Source organism: Paraniabella aurantiaca, assembly GCF_050309965.1.
GTDB lineage: Bacteria > Bacteroidota > Bacteroidia > Chitinophagales > Chitinophagaceae > Niabella.
On sequence record NZ_JBLOSY010000002.1, the window covers coordinates 1,275,618 to 1,294,808 of the forward strand.

A 19,191-nucleotide genomic window follows, 5' to 3' on the forward strand; every position below is an offset into this window, starting at 1 on the left:
CTGCAGATGAAACTACAAATTAAAATAATGCAACTGGCTGTTATCGTGGCTATAACAGGCTTGCTGGTTACCGGTTGCAAGAAAACACAATATGATTTAAAGACCACCAGCGATGTAAACATCACCGGGTATCTTAACACGAGGCTTGATTCGTTTTCCCTGTTTAAGGAAATACTGGATGTGACAGGTACGGCAGCCTATCTTGATGCATACGGCGCTTATACATGCTTTGTTGTAACGAATGCCGGTGTAAAACGTTGGATGGACTCGAACGGGGTACCGTCAATTGCTGCTGCAGATGTAAGCACGCTAAAAAACCTGGTAAGATTTCATTTGCTGGAGGATACTATTAATACCAGCCTTTTCACCGATGGAAAGCTTAAAACAGCTACTATGTATGGGCAGTATTTAATTACAGGCGTCAACTTTGTAAATGGAGTAGCCTCCTATACGGTAAACCGGCAGGCCTCCATCGTGCAATCTAATGTAAGAGTGGGAAATGGTGTAATACATGTAATTGACCATATGCTAACGCCCGCTGCTAAAACAATTGCGCAGGAAATAGAGAGTGATCCCAACTTTTCCATTTTTGTTCAGGCAATGAAAGAAACCGGTTTTTATGAAGTGTTGAACCGGGTAGAAACCGACACTACCAAAAGATGGCGAACGGTAATTGCGGAAAGCAATAAAGCGCTTGCAGATAGTGGCTATAATTCTTACGCAGCTCTTAAAGCAAAATATAGTCAAACCGGTAATCCTTCTAATCCGAAAGATAGCCTGAATATGTATGTTGCCTACCATATTATAAATGGACTTTATTTTCTGGGGGATATCATTAACTATAGCGCTCAGTTAACATTATTGCCCGAAGAGGTAATTACGATCAGACACCAGAACCAGCAAGTGGTATTAAACGAGATGGAATTTAACGGGGTGCTGGAAAAAGGGGTTACTCTTATCCGGCCATCAAGCGACAATTCGGCAACCAATGGGGTATGGCATAGCGCCAGCGGGCACACCATGGCTAAGTTTCGCAAGCCACAATCATTGTTCTGGGATGTATGTACTTTCCCGGAACTGATGAATCAACCTGCTTATTTTAGAAGAGCATCATTATGGTTTGCCCGGCCTACTGCCACAGATAGACCTATTGCCAGCATGGATTGGTCCTGGAATGCCAATAGCGCAGGAATACAGTATTTCTATGGCGGGACCGGCACACCGGATATCTTTAATGTAAACAGAGATAGGTTGGCTTTGCACTTTGGCGGCCCTAACCGGGCTACCTGGTTTGAGATCAAGTCACCCACATTGATTAAAGGCCGTTACAAAGTGTGGGTTTGTTATATCGCACAGGTTGGCGTAGTGACTAATGTATTTGTGAATGGACTGCCAATGACACGCCAGGTGAACTTTAACGAATTTATGCCTGCAGGCACTCCGGAAGAACGGGAGTCTATCGGCTGGAAAAACTACGTCACCTCTAATAGTCCCAACAGGCATAATGCCAGATTGGTTGGTATTGTCGATATTGCTACAACGGGTACTCAGACGGTTCGTTTCGAATGGGTAAGCGGCACGGGTGCCAATTCACTTCAGCTTGATATGATCCACTTTATTCCTGTGGATGAAAATCAGATCGTTCCCCGGTTTGCAACAGATGGGTCGATGTCCTATGTACCGTAAAAGCAAAACAAAGTCATTGAACTGAAAAAATAGTTAGATGTATAATCAAATCAAAAAACTTTTTCTCATAGTGAGTAGCGGCCTGGTAGTATTGGCTGGCTGTAAAAAATGGGAAGAGCATAACCGTGTTGAAGATAAAAATCTTGCGTTAAACCTCTTGGAGCGTATACAGGCAAATCCTGAGCTGAGCGCATTTGCAGGCTTGCTGGCTAAATCGGGCTATGCAGATACCTTAGCGTCTTCGAGGAATTTTACAGTATATGCGCCCTCCAATGCGGCACTGGCTTCTATAGCGGCCGGTTTGGAGAGCAGTGATATAGAAGTGCTTAAAAAATTTGTAGCCAATCATATAGCCAACAAAGCATACTATACGCAAGCCGTTCAGGGCTTGCAACGTATCCCCGTATTGAGTGGTAAATATCACGATTTAAATAGCGCAGCGATCAATGATGTGGGTTTTTCAGAAAAAGATCTGGTAGCTCAGAATGGCGTAATACAGGTATTGGGTGCAGCTTTGCCGTTGTTAAATAATACCTGGGATTTTGCGGCCACCGATACCCGTATGCCCGCTTTGCAAAAGGTAGCAATGGTAGATTCGTTGGGAAGTTTGTTTCGCACAAGGGTACATAACCTGGGAGATGAATCGAAAAATTTTACCCTCTTTGTGTTGCAGGATGCTGCATGGCAATCAGAAGTCAATAAGTTTAAACCTTACTCCAATGTGCTGGGTAATGCGGACAGTACAGCAAAGGTCGCAGGCTGGATCGTAGTAAAAGATCTGGCAGTAGATGCGCTTTATAAGTCTGCGGCAGAAATCCCGGCAACGGTGGTTTCCCGCTCGGGAGTAAGCGTTGCCATTAATAAGAATGATATTGTATCTACCATTAGAACCAGTAATGGCGTAGTATATGTAATGAGCCGACTGGAGGTTCCGCTTGCTAATAAATTCAAGGACATCATCATTCAAGCAGAAAACTATGCAGCGGCCAGCGCCAACCGCCTGGCTAATACCTATATAAGAGATAAAAGAGACTCAGCCACAGGCAGCATATTCAGGGATATTCTGGTATATAACCATGGGTTGGCTCAGTTTAACCTTCGGTACAGGATTACGGAAGTGCCGTCTCTTAAATATCGTGCGTATTGGATGGCATTGAATGATAATATTAACGGCATGACCGCGCCGTTTACGCAAAAGATTGGTGTAGATTCTTTTAATTCACCGTTGCCAGCGTATGTAACGGTGCCGCTTAATACTTATGCGGAGCAACTTGCCGGAGAGTTTACCCTAACCAATTACAGGCCAGCCTTTAATCTATTTCTTACTGCAGCCAACAATACTACAGCTAATACGAATGCTATTGTATGTAATTATATAAGACTGGTGCCGGTGTTCTAAACTGTTTATAAAGACTAAAAAGAAGATGATGTACAATCAAATAAAACCTGTTTTAAGTTTGGCTATAGCGGTTTTGATGGCGGGGGGAGTTTATGCACAAAATACGAAGAACGCCAAAAGTAATTTAACTGCTGCTCCCCAGGTGCTCATAATAAAAGGTGTTGTAAAAAATGCTGCTACGGGTAACGGCATTAACGGTGCTCAATTGCAGGTAAGGGGATTTTCGGCTGCAATTACAGATACTGCCGGAAAATTTTCTTTAAAGGTTCCTAATAATACTGCTACCCTATTGGTAGAAGCGGATGGGTTTGATGCACAGCTGGTGCCTGTAAAATACAGGGAGCAGGTCGATGTCGCCCTGCAGTCACGTACGTTACAGTCTTATAATGATATTATAGTAATGCCTCTAAGCAGCCAACCAAAAAAGTTTATTACCGCATCTGCCGAGCAACAGACGCCGGATAGCTGGCAACAACCTACCGAAACCATTGATTCCTGGCTGCAAGGGCGTGTTGCAGGCCTAAACGCGGTACGCCGGTCGGGGCTGCAGGGAGCGGGGGCTAATTTGTTTTTAAACGGGATCAATTCTTTGTATGCAATGAATAAACCTCTTATTGTAGTAGATGGAATGCCTTTTGATGCAAACGATTATGGCGAGAGCATTATAGCAAACAACTACACGAACCCGCTTAGCCTGATCGATATAAAAGATATTGACAATATCACTATATTAAAAGATGCCGCCGGTATTTATGGCGCAAAAGGCGCTAACGGTGCCATTATTATTACAACAGTAGGCGCGGAGGGTAAACAGGCTACAAAAATAGATGCAGGAGTTTATGCTGGTGTAAACCTGGCTCCCTCTAATTTACCTGTGCTGAACGCCAGCGATTACCGTACCCATTTGGGCAGGATGTTATCCAGCAGGGGCTGGACTGCGGGCCAGATCGCAGCCCAGCCTTATATGATAGACGATCCTTCGAGAACCGACTATTATTCTTATCATAATACTACAGACTGGCAGAAAAAGGTATTGAACAACAGCTTGAGTCAAAACGCCTATCTGCGTATTACAGGGGGAGATAATATTGCTACTTACGGCCTCACTGTAGGATATATGAAAAATTCAGGTATCGTTAATAATACCAACCTGGAGCGTTATCACACAAGATTTAATGCAGAGTTTAATTTTACCGATAAACTGACAGGTGTAGCCAATTTATCATTTACCTATAATACACAGAATCTAAAAGATCAGGGTATTGCAGACAAAACAGCACCGTTATTCAACGGGTTGATCAAAGCTCCTTTCCTTACGGCTAATCAGTTAGCCGCCGACGGAACGCCATCTCCTAACCTGGAAGGCGTGGATATTCTGGGCATAGGGAATCCCACTACTATTATCGAAAAAATAGAGGAATACAACAAGTACTATCGTTTTTTCGGTTCTTTTAAATTCAAGTATGATATTAATAAACATTTATCTGCAAGCACGCTTATTGGTTTACAATTTGACAAGGTAAGGGAGAACTATTTTATACCCAGTCTTGGTGTAGTGCAGGATACACTCTGGAATGATATTGCCAATAACCGAATGGGATCACAGGTGAAGCAATTGTTTTCGTTATTTAATGATACCAGGCTGGATTATAATAAGACCTTCGGCTATGTACATTCATTAAGTGCCAGCATTGGAGTACGATATCAAAACAATAAAGCCAGCCAGGTGAATGTTGTTACGGCCAACTCTGCAACCGATGATATGGTAAGTGTGCAAAACGGTTTGGCTGCGCTGCGTCGTGTTGGAGGTGAAATGGGAGAGTGGAACTGGCTGAATACCTACCTGGGTGCCAATTATGGATTCAGGAATAAATTGTTCTTAAGTCTGAATATGGCATTAGACGGGTCTTCACGTTTTGGTATAAAGGCAGCTAATGGCCTTACTATAGCTGGTCATAAGTTCCCTTTGTTCCCTTCTGTTGCAGCTGCATGGTTGCTATCGTCTGAACGGTTTATGTCTGGCTCGTCGATTGATCTCTTAAAATTAAGAGCTTCCTATACCATAGCTGGTAATGACGATATAGGCAATTATACTTCGCGTTATATTTACGTAGGGCAAAACTTTCTGGGCGCGCAGGGTTCTGTACGCAAATGGATATCTAATCCTGAGCTGCAATGGGAAACTGTCAGGAAGTTAAATGCAGGACTCGATCTGGCTTTCTGGACGGAAAGGGCTACTATTGGTATAGACGTATATAGTAACCGCACTACTAATATGCTTGTGTACCAGCCGCTGCAAACTGTTACAGGATTTGGCAACGCCCTAACTAATGGCGGTACGTTAAAGAACAATGGGATAGAGGGCGCATTAAATCTACGCCTGATCAATAAAAGAAAGCTTAAATGGGATTTCGGAGCAAATATCGCGACCTATAAAAATAAAATAATAACGGTTCCGGGTAATGCTGTTTATACTGATTTTGCAGGGGCTACTATTTTGACCGCTGTGGGGCAACCGGCTAACCAGTTTTTTGGATATAAAACAGAAGGTGTATTTGTTTCGGATGCCGCAGCTGCCCAGGCAGGTTTAAGAACGGAGAATAACGATGGCAGCTATACGGCTTTTAAAGGAGGCGATGTTCATTTTGTTGATCAGAATGGCGATAAAATCATCGATGAAAAAGATCGCGTTGTTATAGGAAACCCTAACCCTGATTTTTTCGGGGGCTTTAGTAACCGCCTGATATGGGACCGCTTTGAGTTAAACGCTTTATTTACTTTTTCTGTAGGTAATGAAGTGTTTAATTATTTGCGCTATCGCCTGGAGGCACAGAGTGGCGTTGAAAACCAGTTGCAGAGCGTTTTAAATAGCTGGAGGGTTGACGGTCAGCAAACAACAATGCCCAAAGCGAGCTGGGGCGACCCTATGGGAAACAACCGTTTCAGTGACCGTTGGATAGAAGACGGGTCTTACCTGCGACTTCGTTCAATAAATCTTACCTATAATGTGCCTTTAAAAGCAAAAGCAGCGTTTAAAAATATAGCGGTGTCGCTTACAGGCAATAACCTGTTTACTGCAACAAAGTACCTGGGATATGATCCGGAGTTTAGTGCTTCGCCGAGCCCGTTGGCTCAGGGAATAGACACCGGTCTGGATCCTTTGTTTAAAAGCGTTATAGTTGGAGTGAGATTAGGGCTGTAAAAATGCGATAAAAAGAACAGGTGCTGCTGTTTGACAGGCCCGGGGTAACACAATGAAAATATAAAAACGATAGAAATGAAAAGATTTTTTATAAAAGTAATATTATTAAGCATGGTGGCTATGATAGTGTTGGCTGGATGTAAAAAAATGTTTGATAAAATGCCCACTCATGAACTTGAGAATAGTCAGGCTTATGCTAACGTATACGATGCAGATGCCGCTGTAATGGGGGTGTATGGCAAATTTATGGGGCTGGCAGATCGCTACATTATTTTAAATGAACTGCGGGCCGATCTTTTAGACTATACGCTGAATGCGGATAAATGGTTGCGCCAGATCAGCAATCATACAGCCACTACAGATAACCCCTATGTAGACCCCAGGCCATTTTATGAGGTGATTGTCAATTGCAATGATGTGCTGTTCAATCTTAGTAAAATGTATAAAGAGAAAAAGATCAGTGAGTCCGATTACTATGAGCGTTATTCGGATATAGCTTGTTTAAGAAGCTTTTTGTACCTGCAGTTAGGCATTCATTATGGTGATGAAGTGCGGTATGTAACCAACCCACTGGCTACCTTACATGATGTTAACAATACGGCGCTTTTCCCCAAAGTAAGCTTTGATGCGTTGCTGGATTCGTTGATTGCTTTTACAGAGGCTATTCCTTTTAAAGAGTTGTATTCAGCTAGTTCTTCTTTGAACATTACATTAGACGGATATCCCACCACTAAATTTTTTATTAATAAAAAAGTATTGCTGGGAGATCTGTATTTGTGGAAGGCCGACTATAATAAATCTGCATCCTATTACCGCGAGGTAATGGAAACTACAACACCAAGAGGCCTGGGAGCAGGTAACGTGTTCACCAGTCAGTATAAAATGGGCTGGTGGGGTAATGCAGATGTCCCCATCAATGATAATAGGGTGGCATTTACTACGAGAACAAGGGCAGGGGACATGAACAGCCTTTTGTACGACCAGGGATGGCGCACTATGTTTGAAGCCGGTTACACAAGTGATAAGTTCGTTTACGAATGGGTGTGGTCATTGCCTTTCGACAATAAATTTGCACCGGCTAATCCTTTAATTAAATTATTTTCTCCAGTGGGAGGAGATTACCTGGTAAAGCCTTCGCTACAGGTAATGGATATGTGGGCCAGTCAAACCATGAGTGGCAATACAATACCTTCTACAGGGTCACCCTATGATCCGCGAGGCTTATTTAGTGTGAGTAGTGTAAGTGGGCAGCCGGTGGCCATGAAGTTTATATCTAAGTATTTAAAATGGGATACTAAAGCGCCTTTAGATGTATTGGTGAAAAATGGCGATTGGTACCTGTTCCGGCAAACTCATTTGGTAATGCGTTTTGCAGAAGCCGCTAATATGGAGGGATGGCACAGGCTGGCAAATGCTTTTTTCAACAATGGTATCAGTGGTAATTTCGATAGTGCTGGTGCAACCAATAAAACAAAATGGCAGAACACATTAACCTATCCCTATCCTTATGATTTCGATGCCAGAAACAGTGGTGATAATTCTCCTTACTTTCGCGGCCCGTGGTATCGCCATACCGGCGTAAGGAGTAGGGCTTATTTATTGCCTTACACAATTACTGCAACCACCAAAGCTGACAGCCTGGTGCAGGTAGAAAATGGAATATTGCAAGAGAGCGCTTTGGAGAATGCTTTCGAGGGTACGCGTTGGGCCGACCTGCTTCGCATAGCACGCCGTCGCAACGATCCCTCTATTATTGCTGATAAAGTTTACCAGAAATTATTGAAGGGTGGAGACCCGAATGCGGGAGCAGCCAGGGCTAAGCTAATGAATAGGGAAGGATGGTATTTGCCGTTTAAGCTGGATTAGGAAAGATGACGAATACGAGATAATGGATGATAGTTGACAGACGAGAGGCCTGGCAGCATATTCGGAATGTTTAAGTTTAAGTTTTCATTCGTGGCCTATATCTTTTCAATGTTTTATACTAAAACGAACTGCTTATTTTTGAACGATTATGATGTATAGAAGTATAAAACTGTTTGTCGTATTATTAGTAGCTTTTAGCACCGAACTAGCGGGCCAGGATCTTTTTCCCGACGGTACACCCATTCTTGATTGGTTCAGGCAAAACGAGTTGACTGATATTAAAAAACTCGGAAAACAATATCGTATTACAGCACACGGTGTGAAGACCGATAGTAACCTGGTGCAAACCCAGGCAATACAATCCGTAATTGATAAAGCCGCGGCAGCCGGTGGTGGCGTGATCATCATTCCACGTGGCGTTTTCTTAAGTGGAAACCTGTTTTTTAAGCCGGGCACGCATCTGCACCTTGAAGAGGCGGCTACCCTGAAAGCCAGTGATGATATCAGTGATTTTAAAGTGCTTTCCACCCGTATTGAAGGAGAAACCTGTAAGTATTTTCCCGCGCTTATTAATGCTGACGGTGTAGACGGTTTTACCATTTCAGGGAAAGGTACCCTGAACGGGAACGGCCTGCGCTATTGGAAAGCATTCTGGTTGCGCCGTAGCTGGAATCCCCAATGCACCAATAAAGATGAAATGCGCCCGCGTCTCCTGTATATATCCAATAGCAAAGACGTGCAGGTGTCCGGTGTGCGGTTGATCAACTCACCTTTCTGGACCTCACACTATTACAAATGCGAAAACTTGAAATTACTGAACCTGTATATTTATGCACCCGCAGCCCCAGTGAAAGCACCCAGCTCTGATGCCATAGATTTGGATGCCTGTAAAAATGTATTAATTAAAAATTGTTACATGTCGGTAAACGATGATGCGGTGGCTTTGAAAGGAGGTAAAGGTCCGCAGGCAGACAAAGATGCTAACAACGGTGGTAATTTTAACGTTATTATTGAAGATAACACTTTTGGCTTTTGTCATGGTGCGCTCACCTTCGGCAGTGAGTCCGTTCACAATAAGAATATAATGCTGCGTCGTATTAAAATAGATCATGCCCAAAGATTATTATGGCTGAAAATGCGCCCGGATACGCCACAGCTGTATGAATATGTTACGGTTGAAGATATCAAAGGCAGTGTAGCAAATATGCTTTATATCCAGCCCTGGACACAATTCTTTGATCTGAAAGGAGAGAAAGATATCAAAATGTCTTTTGCCAATCATATCATTATGCGAAACCTGAAGCTGGATTGCGATAATGTGTTTAATGTTAGTAATTCTGAACAGTATAAATTGACGAATTTTACATTTAAAGACTTGAAAGTTAAAGCCGCAAAAAATCCTGCTATACATAAAGAGTATATTGAAAACTTTACCCTGGATAACGTAGTAGTGAACGACAAAACTACCCAATAAAATGTGTTGGTAAAAGGTCGCTAACGGATACTATCCCCGGTGTCTATTCTCACTGAATCGGATCTTATATAGCGTCTTAACAAGATTGGATATTCCCCTATTTCAACGATCAGGATATTGGTCGTCCAATAATAGCATATTCCGGATTTTATAACTGTGGACAAGTTTGGATATTTGCATTATAAAAGTCAGGAATATGGATACACAGGCAAATATCAACTTTAAAAGAATTGCAGACGCAATCGATTATATCAAGGCTAATTTTAAATCACAACCCAGCCTGGATGAAGTGGCAAAGAATATACATGTAAGCCCTGCACATTTTCAAAGGTTGTTTACAGAGTGGGCGGGTACAAGCCCGAAAAAGTTTTTACAATACATTAGTATCGAGCATGCCAAGAAAATGCTTCAGCAGGATCAGGCAAGCTTATTGGATGCGGCTTTTGAAACCGGATTGTCCAGCACCAGTCGCTTACACGATCTTTTTGTGAATATAGAAGGGATGACACCTGCTGAATATAAAAACGGTGGTAAGAGCCTGCACATCCTGTACAGTTTTGCAGAAAGTCCTTTCGGTCCTTTAATTGTAGCTTCAACATCTAAAGGTGTTTGCTATATGGCATTTGAAAACGATGAAGAAAAAGCACTAAAAGATCTCGTTGCAAAATTTCCGAATGCGGCGTTTGAAAGAAAATTAGACCTGCTGCAACAAAATGCTTTATTTATTTTCCAGGACGACTGGAGCAAGCTTAGCCAGGTTAAGCTGCACCTGAAAGGGACTGCTTTTCAATTAAAGGTTTGGGAAAGTTTATTAAAGATCCCGATGGGAAAGCTGTCCACCTATGGTAACCTGGCGGCTGCGATGGGTAGTCCGAATGCTTCTAGAGCAGTAGGCTCCGCAATAGGAAGTAATCCGGTAGCCTTTTTAATTCCCTGTCACCGCGTCATTCAATCAACCGGCACTTTTGGGGGCTATATGTGGGGGCCTACAAGAAAAGCCGCCATTATTGGTTGGGAGGGTGCGCAAACGCAACCGAATACTGAAGCACTATGAAATTATCGGGCTGATTGATATGCCCGCCCGGCTGAACGTCGTTCGGGCAAAACGATGACAATTTTTATTATTTATACGATGTGGCTAACAATAAAAAAATAACACATGAAAACCATTGAACAGAAAATAGTGGCAACAGACTGGCCGGCGGTTACAGAAGCTATGCACCATAAGGGTTATGCGATCATTCCGAAGTTGTTGTCGGATGAGCAATGTGAGGAGTTGAAAGCCAGCTATGATCGCACCGATCTTTATCGCAAAACGGTTGTAATGGAGCGTTACCGCTTTGGTTTAGGCGAGTACAGGTATTTTAATTATCCATTGCCCGGGTTGATTGATGATGTCAGGTCAGCTATATATCCGCATCTGGCTACCATTGCCAATGCCTGGTTTAAAGCTTTGAGCATAGAGGTACAGTTTCCCTTAAAGCATGCAGAATTATTGCAGCAATGTCATGCTAGTGGACAGGACAAGGCCACTGTTTTGATTTTAAAGTATGGAGCCGGTGGATTTAATACCCTGCATCAGGATTTATATGGGGCTATTTATTTTCCCATCCAGGTGGTTTTACAGTTAAATGAGCCTGGTACAGATTTTACAGGTGGCGAATTTGTATTAACCCAGCAGGTTCCGAGAGCGCAGTCTAAAGCAATCGTTCTCCAGCCGGGAAAAGGTGATGCTGTTATCTTTACTACTAATTTTAAACCTGAGAAAGGGGCAAGGGGTTATTACCGGGTGAATATGAAACATGGCGTAAGCGAAGTGAGAGCCGGGGAGCGGCATACCCTTGGTATTATATTTCATGATGCATTGAGTTGAAGTATGATACAGCATACAGCAATTTCAGATACAGCACTGAGGAGTTCGATACGCAGTGGAAAGATCAATTGGGGCGGCCATCAACAATTTAAAATATATGGTATACTAAACTGTGCTTCCGGCAAACGAATGAAAAGAACAAACAGGTTTTTCTTCAAATCTGAACAGCAAGCACTGCAAAATGGTTACAGGCCTTGCGGACATTGCATGAAAGCGGCCTATAAAAAATGGAAAAATGGATCTCTTTAATCAAACGATCGATCAGGATAAAAACTGGCTTCCATATGATGGAACGGTTAATTATTATGGTAAATTATTGTCGAAAACAGAGGCGGGTTTTTACCTGGAACGACTGTTAAATACCATTGAGTGGCGAAATGATGAAGCCGTTATTTTTGGCAAAAAGATCATCACCAAAAGAAAAGTAGCCTGGTATGGCAACAAACCCTATGAATATACTTACTCTAATACTACCAAGCGGGCCTTGCCCTGGAGCAAAGAGTTGATCGCATTAAAAACCTTGATTGAAAAAGAGACTGGTGAAAGTTTTAATTCCTGCCTGCTTAACTTATATCACAATGGAGAGGAAGGAATGGCCTGGCATAGTGATGGAGAGACCGACCTGAAAAAAGATGGAGCTATCGCTTCCTTAAGCTTTGGAGCCGAAAGGAAATTTGCTTTCAAACATAAACAAACCAAAGAAAAAGTAGAGCTATTCTTAGAGCATGGCAGCTTATTGATCATGAAAGATACGACACAAACTTTTTGGTGGCATCGGCTTCCGCCCAGTAAAAAAGTAATCAAACCCAGGGTAAATCTCACATTCAGAACTATAATAGAGTGAGCAACAGCATGTCAGGAATTAGTATTGCACTACGATGTTATTATAGATATGAAATAATTAATGTATGTTTATTTTATTTATCTGGAATAACTAAAAGGATATGAAGTTTGTTTACTGTTGTTTATTATTGCTGATGGGCATTATTGTAAATTGTCCTGATACTTTGGCCCAGCAGGATTCTGTGCCAGTGCATGAAACATTTAGGATCGAATCAAAAAATGTAAAAGAGGCCAGGACGATCAACGTTTGGACACCACCTGGTTATTCCGCAGCCATCGATTCTTTTGCCGTTTTGTATATGGCAGATGGTGGTATCGCTGAGGATTTTCCGCATATTGCTCAAACGGTTTCAAACCTCGTTGCTGCCAACAAAATACCACCGGTTATATTGGTGGGCATTGAGAATACGCAACGACGCAGAGATCTTACGGGGCCAACCGAAATTAAAAAAGATAAAGAGATCGCGCCGGTAGTAGGAGGTGCAGCAGTGTTCAGGTCTTTTATAAAAGAAGAGCTTTTTCCGGAGATCAGTAAAAGATACAGGATTAAAAATGAACGAAGCATTATGGGTGAATCGTTGGCCGGCCTTTTCGTGGTAGAGACCTTCCTTCAGAGTCCCGAATTGTTCGACCGGTATATAGCAATGGATCCTTCTTTATGGTGGAATGATCGCTACCTCATTAAGCATGCTGCTGGCTATATTTCAAAACTTCCTGCAGGTAAAAGGCTTTGGTTTGCCGGGTCTCAGGATGTATATAATGATACGCGCCAGCTGTCGGCAGCTTTGGAAGCAGCCCGACTGCCCGGCCTTCAATGGCATTATTCAGATGAACCACTCGAACAGCACGCTACTATATACAAGGCAACCAAGGAAAAGGCATTGGTTTGGGCGTTCAATAAACAATAACTCAACATGCTGGCAAATATTGTGGGCACTTACATGCAACTTCTTTTAATCCGGTTACCTGTGGTGAAAAGATTGCCTGAATTCCTGCGGTGTTAAGTGGGTCTTATTTTTAAACAACTTACTAAATGATTGCGGATGTTCAAAGCCCAATTCGTAAGCTATTTCGCTGATGGATAAGGACGATGCAGATAATTTTTCTTTTGCTTTTTCAACCAGCTTCTCATGAATATGCTGTTGGGTGTGCATCCCCGTAAGCGACTTCAATAAAGAACCCAGGTAGCTGGCAGAAATGTTCAATTGTTCGGCAACATATTGAACGGTAGGCAAGCCTTTCTGCACAATGGCATTACCTTCAAAATACTTCTGCAATAGTTGATCCAGCTGGTCCAAAACCTGGTGATTGCTGATTTTACGCGTTAAAAATTGTCTTTGATAAAACCGTTCTGAGTAGTTCAAAAGAGTTTCTAAGTGCGATATAATAATATTTTGACTAAACTGATCCAGGTTTGCATGATATTCATGTCTGATATGCCGGATAATACTGTTTAATGTTTCTTCTTCTTTTTCTGAGAGAAACAGTGCTTCATTAACAGCATAATCAAAAAAAACATACTTTTTTATAATACTGGCTAAAGAAGTGCCCCAGAGAAAGTCGGGATGAATTAACAGCAGCCACCCCGTGTGTTGCGGAGTAGCTGTGCTATTATGCTGGACACTGAAAAGCTGGTTAGGCGCCAGAAAGAATAATACACCTGCATCAAAATCATATTGCTGCTGGCCGTATAATATTTTGGCATTCGTAGTTCTTTTCAATGAGATGGAGTAAAAATCCTGTATAAAGGAGTTGTAATTCTCGTTCGGTTGAATCAAACTGTAGTCAACTATGCTGATCAATGGATGCTCAGGCTGGGGCAAATTTCTTAGTTCATGAAATTGGCTGATGGTTTTGATCCGCTGAAGTGGTTGGCTTTTCATGTATTAAATGTAATAATTAGCTATTAAATACCCTGGCAAATTCAGTGGCATAAGCTTCCAGCCTGACTTTTCCCAATATAGGTGGATGCATGTCGTAGTCTGCTCTGAGTTTCCCGGTATGAATGGCCATTCCCAGTTCTACATATTTCTTGGCTGATTCTTCAGGCATGCCACGGCCCAATAAAGCTTCTAACACTACTTCTTCAGACAAAGTCTTCCATTCCAGATCCGGTCTTCCAATAGCTTTGCCTAGTATAGCTGCTGCTTCGCTGCAGGTAAGGTCATCGCTCGATACATAGCGTATAGCTTCGGTATTCATAGTTTTTTCCAATTCTTCGGCAATTGCTGTTGCAATATCCCGGGGAGATACCATAGTTAGCCGGTCATCACCACCATAAACGGATCCTATAAATCCGGCTGTTTTGATCATGTCAATAAATCCCAGCAAATTATAGTAAAAAAATGTTGGACGTACATGAGTTAGTAAAATGTCTGGGATGGTGTTCAATATCTGCTCTACAAAATAAGAACCTCTTATAAAACCGGTTCCTGAAGGAAGATGAGCACCGTAACTGCTAAGGCAAACAACTCGCTGAACGCCGGTTCTCAATATGGCTTGCCGATATGATTTTCCTGTTTCCTGGTAATAAACCATTTGATCAGGATGATCGTAATTCGGCGGTATCATACAATATACGGCATCAGCTCCCGTAAAAGTCTGGCTTAAAAAATCGGTATCCGATAAAGAACCAATAGCGGCTTCGGCTCCCAGGTTGCGAATAGCTTCCTGTTTTTGAGGGTTGCTGCTGATAACGCTAAGGGTATGGCCCTTTGCTACTAATTCCTGTGTTAGGGGTTTGCTGATATGTCCTAAAGAACCCGTAATAATGATCTTCATTTTCTTTGATTTTTGTTGATACAAAGTTCTGGCCTGTCATCCGTGTCAATGTAGCCAGATCTGCTTTTGCTGTAGCCAAAAATGGATAATTGGAAGTGGTATGCTCTTGTTTGTCTGAATAATTATCAGGAACTTTATAGATGATGGAGCTAAAAAGGATAATGATCTCAACGAATAAATAATATGGACTACAACAATACATCTTTGAAAGACGGCGACTATTGCAAAGTAGTAAGCGGCACTCATAAAGGAAAGCAAGGAAGAGTGCGGGATATCCATACCAGCAAAACCGGCCATATTACTATTACTGTAGAGCAGGACGATCATACTCGTTTTAAAACCCTGGCCCGTAATGTAGAGATTGTTAAATTGTAAATTAGTTATCATGAAATTAACCGCCTTACGTCCTATGATCTATACAGATCAACTGGAAGACACCATTCGGTTTTATACTGATATGCTGGGTTTTATTCTGGCAGGGAAAAATGAAGATTGGGGATGGGCTTCTCTTTATAAAGACCAGGTATCGATTATGCTGGCTAAGCCTAACCAACATGAGGAATTTGAAAAGCCTGTTTTTACAGGTAGTTTTTATTTCAATACGGATGAGGTAGACGCCCTCTGGCAATCTCTGAAAGATAAGGTGAAAGTATGCTACCCTATTGAGAATTTCGAATGGGAAATGCGCGAATTTGCCATTTATGATAATAACGGCTACCTGCTGCAATTTGGTCAGGATATTGCTGCTTTAAAATAATTGGTTACCTGCCCGGGTATACAATAAATAGTAGAGAATCTCCGTAATTCGGGTGATACTACTTCCCATATTTTCTTCTTCACCCTTTGTCAATAGCCAATTGATATATTAATAGATCATTCGCGCTATTTATTTCAAACGATTGAAAAGGCATGCCACTTAATAAAGCGCATAAAAGAAAACGATGAAGCAGGCCAGAGCAGGACGCAGCAGGACAATAAATAATCAAACTCTTCTATTTTCGTTTCAGTCATTATAGGGCAACCCATTCAAAAGAACGATTGAAACGATTAATATGAAATTCTTACAAGTCAAGCGGCCAAACAGGGAAATAATAGTAAGTAGTATTTGCTGTTTGTTACTGGTGCTATGGAGCAGTTTCGCTATTGCGTATGAGCCGGTACCGCAACGTAAATATAATTTTAATAACGATTGGATTTTCAAGTTGGGAGATATTCCTGAGGCTAAAGAACCAGCCTGTAAAGATGACGATTGGAAAAAGGTAACGCTACCTGCTGCCTGGAATGAAGATGATGCTTTTAAAAAGGATATTGTAAATCTGTCTACGGGTATTGTTTGGTACCGGAAGCATTTTAAATTGCCTGTATCTTCTAAAGGGAAAAAAGTATTTATTGAGTTTGAAGGCATACGCCAGGGCGGCGATTTTTATATAAACGGCAAGGCCATCGGCTTTCATGAAAATGGAGTGACCGCTTTTGGATTTGATATCACGGACCTGGTACACTTTGATGGGCAGGAAAATATTATTGCGGCCCGTATCGATAATGACTGGAACTATCGCGAAAGGGCTACCAACAGTAAATACCAATGGGAGGATAAGAATTTTAATGCTAACTACGGAGGCATCATCCGTAATGTGTTTTTACATATTACACCGAGGTTGTATCAAACCTTACCATTGTATTCCAATCTTAAAACGACTGGCGTATATATTTATGCGAGTGATTTTGATATTAAGGGAAGAACGGCAACCGTCAACGCAGCTTCTGAAATAAAAAATGAAACACAGCAGGCGCAACAGGTGGGCTTTAAAGTTGACCTGATTGATCTGGATGGAAAAACGATTAAATCTTTTACAGGAGGGAAAACCACGATACAGCCAGGCGAAACGAAAACATTGAGCGCTAAATCCCGCGTTGCAGGACTTAATTTCTGGAGTTGGGGATACGGTTATTTGTACGAAGTGAAAACGTCCATACTGCTCAACGATCAGCAGGTAGATGTAGTGACGACTAAAACAGGCTTCAGGAAAACAGCATTTAAAGATGGGATGATCTATCTTAATGACCGCGTGATGATGGTGCATGGTTATGCCCAGCGAACTTCAAATGAATGGCCAGCTTTGGGTACTTCTATTCCTGCCTGGATGAGCGATTACAGTAACGGCCTGATGGTAGAAAGTGGTGGCAACCTGGTGAGGTGGATGCATATTTCGCCCTCTAAGCAGGATGTGGAAAGTTGCGACAGGGTAGGGCTGATACAGGCGATGCCCGCAGGTGATGCGGAAAAAGATGTGGAAGGCACCCGCTGGGATCAGCGTGTAGCGGTGATGCATGATGCCATTATTTACAATCGTAATAACCCGAGTATTATTTTTTATGAGTGCGGTAATGAAAGCATTAGTGAGGCGCACATGACTCAGATGAAAGCGCTGCGTGATCGCCTCGATCCTTTTGGGGGGAGAGCCATTGGCAGCCGTGAAATGCTGGATAGTAAAGTAGCCGAGTATGGCGGTGAGATGCTGTATACGAATAAGAGCGCGCATATACCCATGTGGGCTATGGAGTACTCTCGTGATGAGGGCTCCCGCAAATACTGGGATGAGTGGTCACCGCCGTTTCATAAGGACGGTGATGGTCCATTGCATAATGGACAAAATGCTGCCACTTACAACAGGAATATGGAGAGCCACGCCCTTGAAAATGTAAAGCGCTGGTACGAGTTCTGGAAAGAACGTCCAGGTACCGGTAAAAGAGTAAGCAGCGGGGGCGTTAACATCGTTTGGTCAGAAACCAATACGCATCATCGGGGTGAAGAGAATTATCGTCGCAGCGGTGAGGTAGACGCCATGCGTATTAAGAAACAGAACTATTATGCACATGAAGTAATGTGGGACGGATGGGTAGTGCCCGAAAGCTATCGTGCTCATATTGTAGGGCATTGGAATTACAAGTCGGGGGTAACCAAAGATATGTACGTAATTTCTTCCGCAGCAAAGGTGGAACTGAAGGTGAACGGTAAATCATTAGGTTATGGCGCATTGAGCGATGGATTCATCTTTGCTTTTAAAAATGTAGCCTGGAAACCCGGGACGATCGCCGCAGTAGGATACGATAAAAATAACAAGCAGGTATGCACAACGCAGCTGGAAACTGCCGGAGATCCGGTAGGGATACGCCTGACGGAAATTAAACGTCCAACGCCCTTCCTGGCTGATGGTAACGACGTCTCTATTGTTGAAGTGGAAGTCGTAGATGCTAAAGGCCGGCGTTGTCCGACGGCTTTGAATAAGGTACAGTACACCCTGGATGGACCAGGCGAATGGCGGGGTGGTATGGCGATGGGGCCTGATAATTATGTGTTAGCCAAAAGTTTCCCGGTACAAGGCGGCGTTAATCGATTTGTGATCCGCTCAACCACTACACCAGGTACTATTGCCGTTAAAGCCCAGGCCGATGGATTAAAAGCAGCATCCATACAATTAACAACCCGACCGGTAAAAACAGAAAATGGATTGGGCGCCGTGTTGCCCGCAGCTGGATTGCCGTCTGTATTAACCCGTGGCGCTACACCTGCTACACCTTCTTACACCGTAAGCCGTAAGGCATTGAGTGTGAAAGCGGCCACTGCGGGATCTAATGCTGAGAAGGCCGGCCAGAGCTACGATGATAATGAACTAAGCGACTGGGTAAACGATGGTAAACTCAATACCGCATGGATTGAGTATGAATTAGCGGAAGCCGCAACAGTAGATGAGATTGCGTTGAAGTTAAATAATTTTCGTTCCAGAGCTTACCCTTTGATCATTACAGTAGATGGTAAAGAAGTATTCGACGGTGCTACCAGGCCTACACTGGGATACTACACCATCCAATGCAAACCGGTTAAAGGTACAAAAATACGTATCAGGCTGGCAACCAATGCTGCTACGGGATTGGGTTCGGGCGAAGTGGAAGTAGGTGGTAAAAAACTGGATGATGGTGTTGCCCGTGATGACGCGAAAGCTAAAGGGGCTTTAAGTATTATTGAAGCAGAGTTTTATGAGCTTGTCAAATAACGAACTTTAACG

The 19,191-nt window shown here is 42.7% G+C and carries 15 protein-coding genes; 13 read left to right on the forward strand and 2 right to left on the reverse strand.

Going from position 1 to position 19,191, the window contains the following annotated elements:
* Positions 1-6 precede the first annotated feature (6 nt).
* The 10 genes from ACLOAU_RS19590 to ACLOAU_RS19635 all read left to right on the forward strand — a co-directional run bounded on the left by ACLOAU_RS19590 (position 7) and on the right by ACLOAU_RS19635 (position 13,251).
* Complete coding sequence (locus ACLOAU_RS19590; protein WP_427863602.1) at positions 7-1,686, forward strand: fasciclin domain-containing protein; 1,680 nt, start codon at positions 7-9, stop codon at positions 1,684-1,686.
* Positions 1,687-1,723: 37 nt separating this feature from the next.
* Positions 1,724-3,085 (forward strand): fasciclin domain-containing protein, encoded by a 1,362-nt coding sequence (locus ACLOAU_RS19595; protein WP_427863603.1) that lies wholly within the window; start codon positions 1,724-1,726, stop codon positions 3,083-3,085.
* 25 nt (positions 3,086-3,110) lie between these two features.
* Positions 3,111-6,287, forward strand: a complete 3,177-nt coding sequence (locus ACLOAU_RS19600; RefSeq protein ID WP_427863604.1) for a SusC/RagA family TonB-linked outer membrane protein — start codon at positions 3,111-3,113, stop codon at positions 6,285-6,287.
* Between the two features lie 75 nt (positions 6,288-6,362).
* Entirely contained in the window at positions 6,363-8,153 is a 1,791-nt protein-coding gene (locus ACLOAU_RS19605) for a RagB/SusD family nutrient uptake outer membrane protein (RefSeq protein ID WP_427863605.1), read from the forward strand.
* Positions 8,154-8,301: 148 nt separating this feature from the next.
* Positions 8,302-9,627 carry a rhamnogalacturonidase gene (locus tag ACLOAU_RS19610; protein ID WP_427863606.1) on the forward strand — a complete coding sequence of 442 codons (1,326 nt, stop codon included), beginning with the start codon at positions 8,302-8,304 and terminating at the stop codon, positions 9,625-9,627.
* Positions 9,628-9,823: 196 nt separating this feature from the next.
* Positions 9,824-10,681 carry a bifunctional helix-turn-helix domain-containing protein/methylated-DNA--[protein]-cysteine S-methyltransferase gene (locus tag ACLOAU_RS19615; RefSeq protein WP_427863607.1) on the forward strand — a complete coding sequence of 286 codons (858 nt, stop codon included), beginning with the start codon at positions 9,824-9,826 and terminating at the stop codon, positions 10,679-10,681.
* Positions 10,682-10,786: 105 nt separating this feature from the next.
* Complete coding sequence (locus tag ACLOAU_RS19620) at positions 10,787-11,500, forward strand: 2OG-Fe(II) oxygenase (RefSeq protein ID WP_427863608.1); 714 nt, start codon at positions 10,787-10,789, stop codon at positions 11,498-11,500.
* 3 nt (positions 11,501-11,503) lie between these two features.
* On the forward strand, positions 11,504-11,749 hold the full coding sequence (locus ACLOAU_RS19625; RefSeq protein WP_427863609.1) for an Ada metal-binding domain-containing protein: 246 nt from the start codon (positions 11,504-11,506) through the stop codon (positions 11,747-11,749).
* Positions 11,736-12,344, forward strand: coding sequence for an alpha-ketoglutarate-dependent dioxygenase AlkB family protein (locus ACLOAU_RS19630; protein WP_427863610.1), 609 nt, complete (start codon positions 11,736-11,738; stop codon positions 12,342-12,344). The genes ACLOAU_RS19625 and ACLOAU_RS19630 overlap by 14 nt, the downstream gene beginning before the upstream one ends.
* Before the next feature lie 100 nt (positions 12,345-12,444).
* Positions 12,445-13,251, forward strand: coding sequence for an alpha/beta hydrolase (locus ACLOAU_RS19635; RefSeq protein WP_427863611.1), 807 nt, complete (start codon positions 12,445-12,447; stop codon positions 13,249-13,251).
* A 54-nt stretch (positions 13,252-13,305) separates the two neighbouring features.
* On the opposite strand, the gene ACLOAU_RS19640 is transcribed toward ACLOAU_RS19635, so the two are convergent.
* Both ACLOAU_RS19640 and ACLOAU_RS19645 read right to left on the reverse strand, forming a co-directional pair.
* A complete protein-coding gene (locus tag ACLOAU_RS19640; RefSeq protein ID WP_427863612.1) occupies positions 13,306-14,226 on the reverse strand; it encodes a helix-turn-helix domain-containing protein in 921 nt (306 codons plus the stop codon).
* A gap of 16 nt (positions 14,227-14,242) precedes the next feature.
* A complete protein-coding gene (locus ACLOAU_RS19645) occupies positions 14,243-15,124 on the reverse strand; it encodes an NmrA family NAD(P)-binding protein (RefSeq protein WP_427863613.1) in 882 nt (293 codons plus the stop codon).
* Between the two features lie 183 nt (positions 15,125-15,307).
* Between ACLOAU_RS19645 and ACLOAU_RS19650 the strand changes: the two genes are divergently transcribed.
* The 3 genes from ACLOAU_RS19650 (at position 15,308) to ACLOAU_RS19660 (ending at position 19,179) form a co-directional block, all read left to right on the forward strand.
* Positions 15,308-15,499 (forward strand): KOW motif-containing protein, encoded by a 192-nt coding sequence (locus ACLOAU_RS19650; protein ID WP_427863614.1) that lies wholly within the window; start codon positions 15,308-15,310, stop codon positions 15,497-15,499.
* Positions 15,500-15,509: 10 nt separating this feature from the next.
* On the forward strand, positions 15,510-15,881 hold the full coding sequence (locus tag ACLOAU_RS19655; RefSeq protein WP_427863615.1) for a VOC family protein: 372 nt from the start codon (positions 15,510-15,512) through the stop codon (positions 15,879-15,881).
* 295 nt (positions 15,882-16,176) lie between these two features.
* Complete coding sequence (locus ACLOAU_RS19660; RefSeq protein WP_427863616.1) at positions 16,177-19,179, forward strand: glycoside hydrolase family 2 protein; 3,003 nt, start codon at positions 16,177-16,179, stop codon at positions 19,177-19,179.
* Positions 19,180-19,191: the final 12 nt, after the last annotated feature.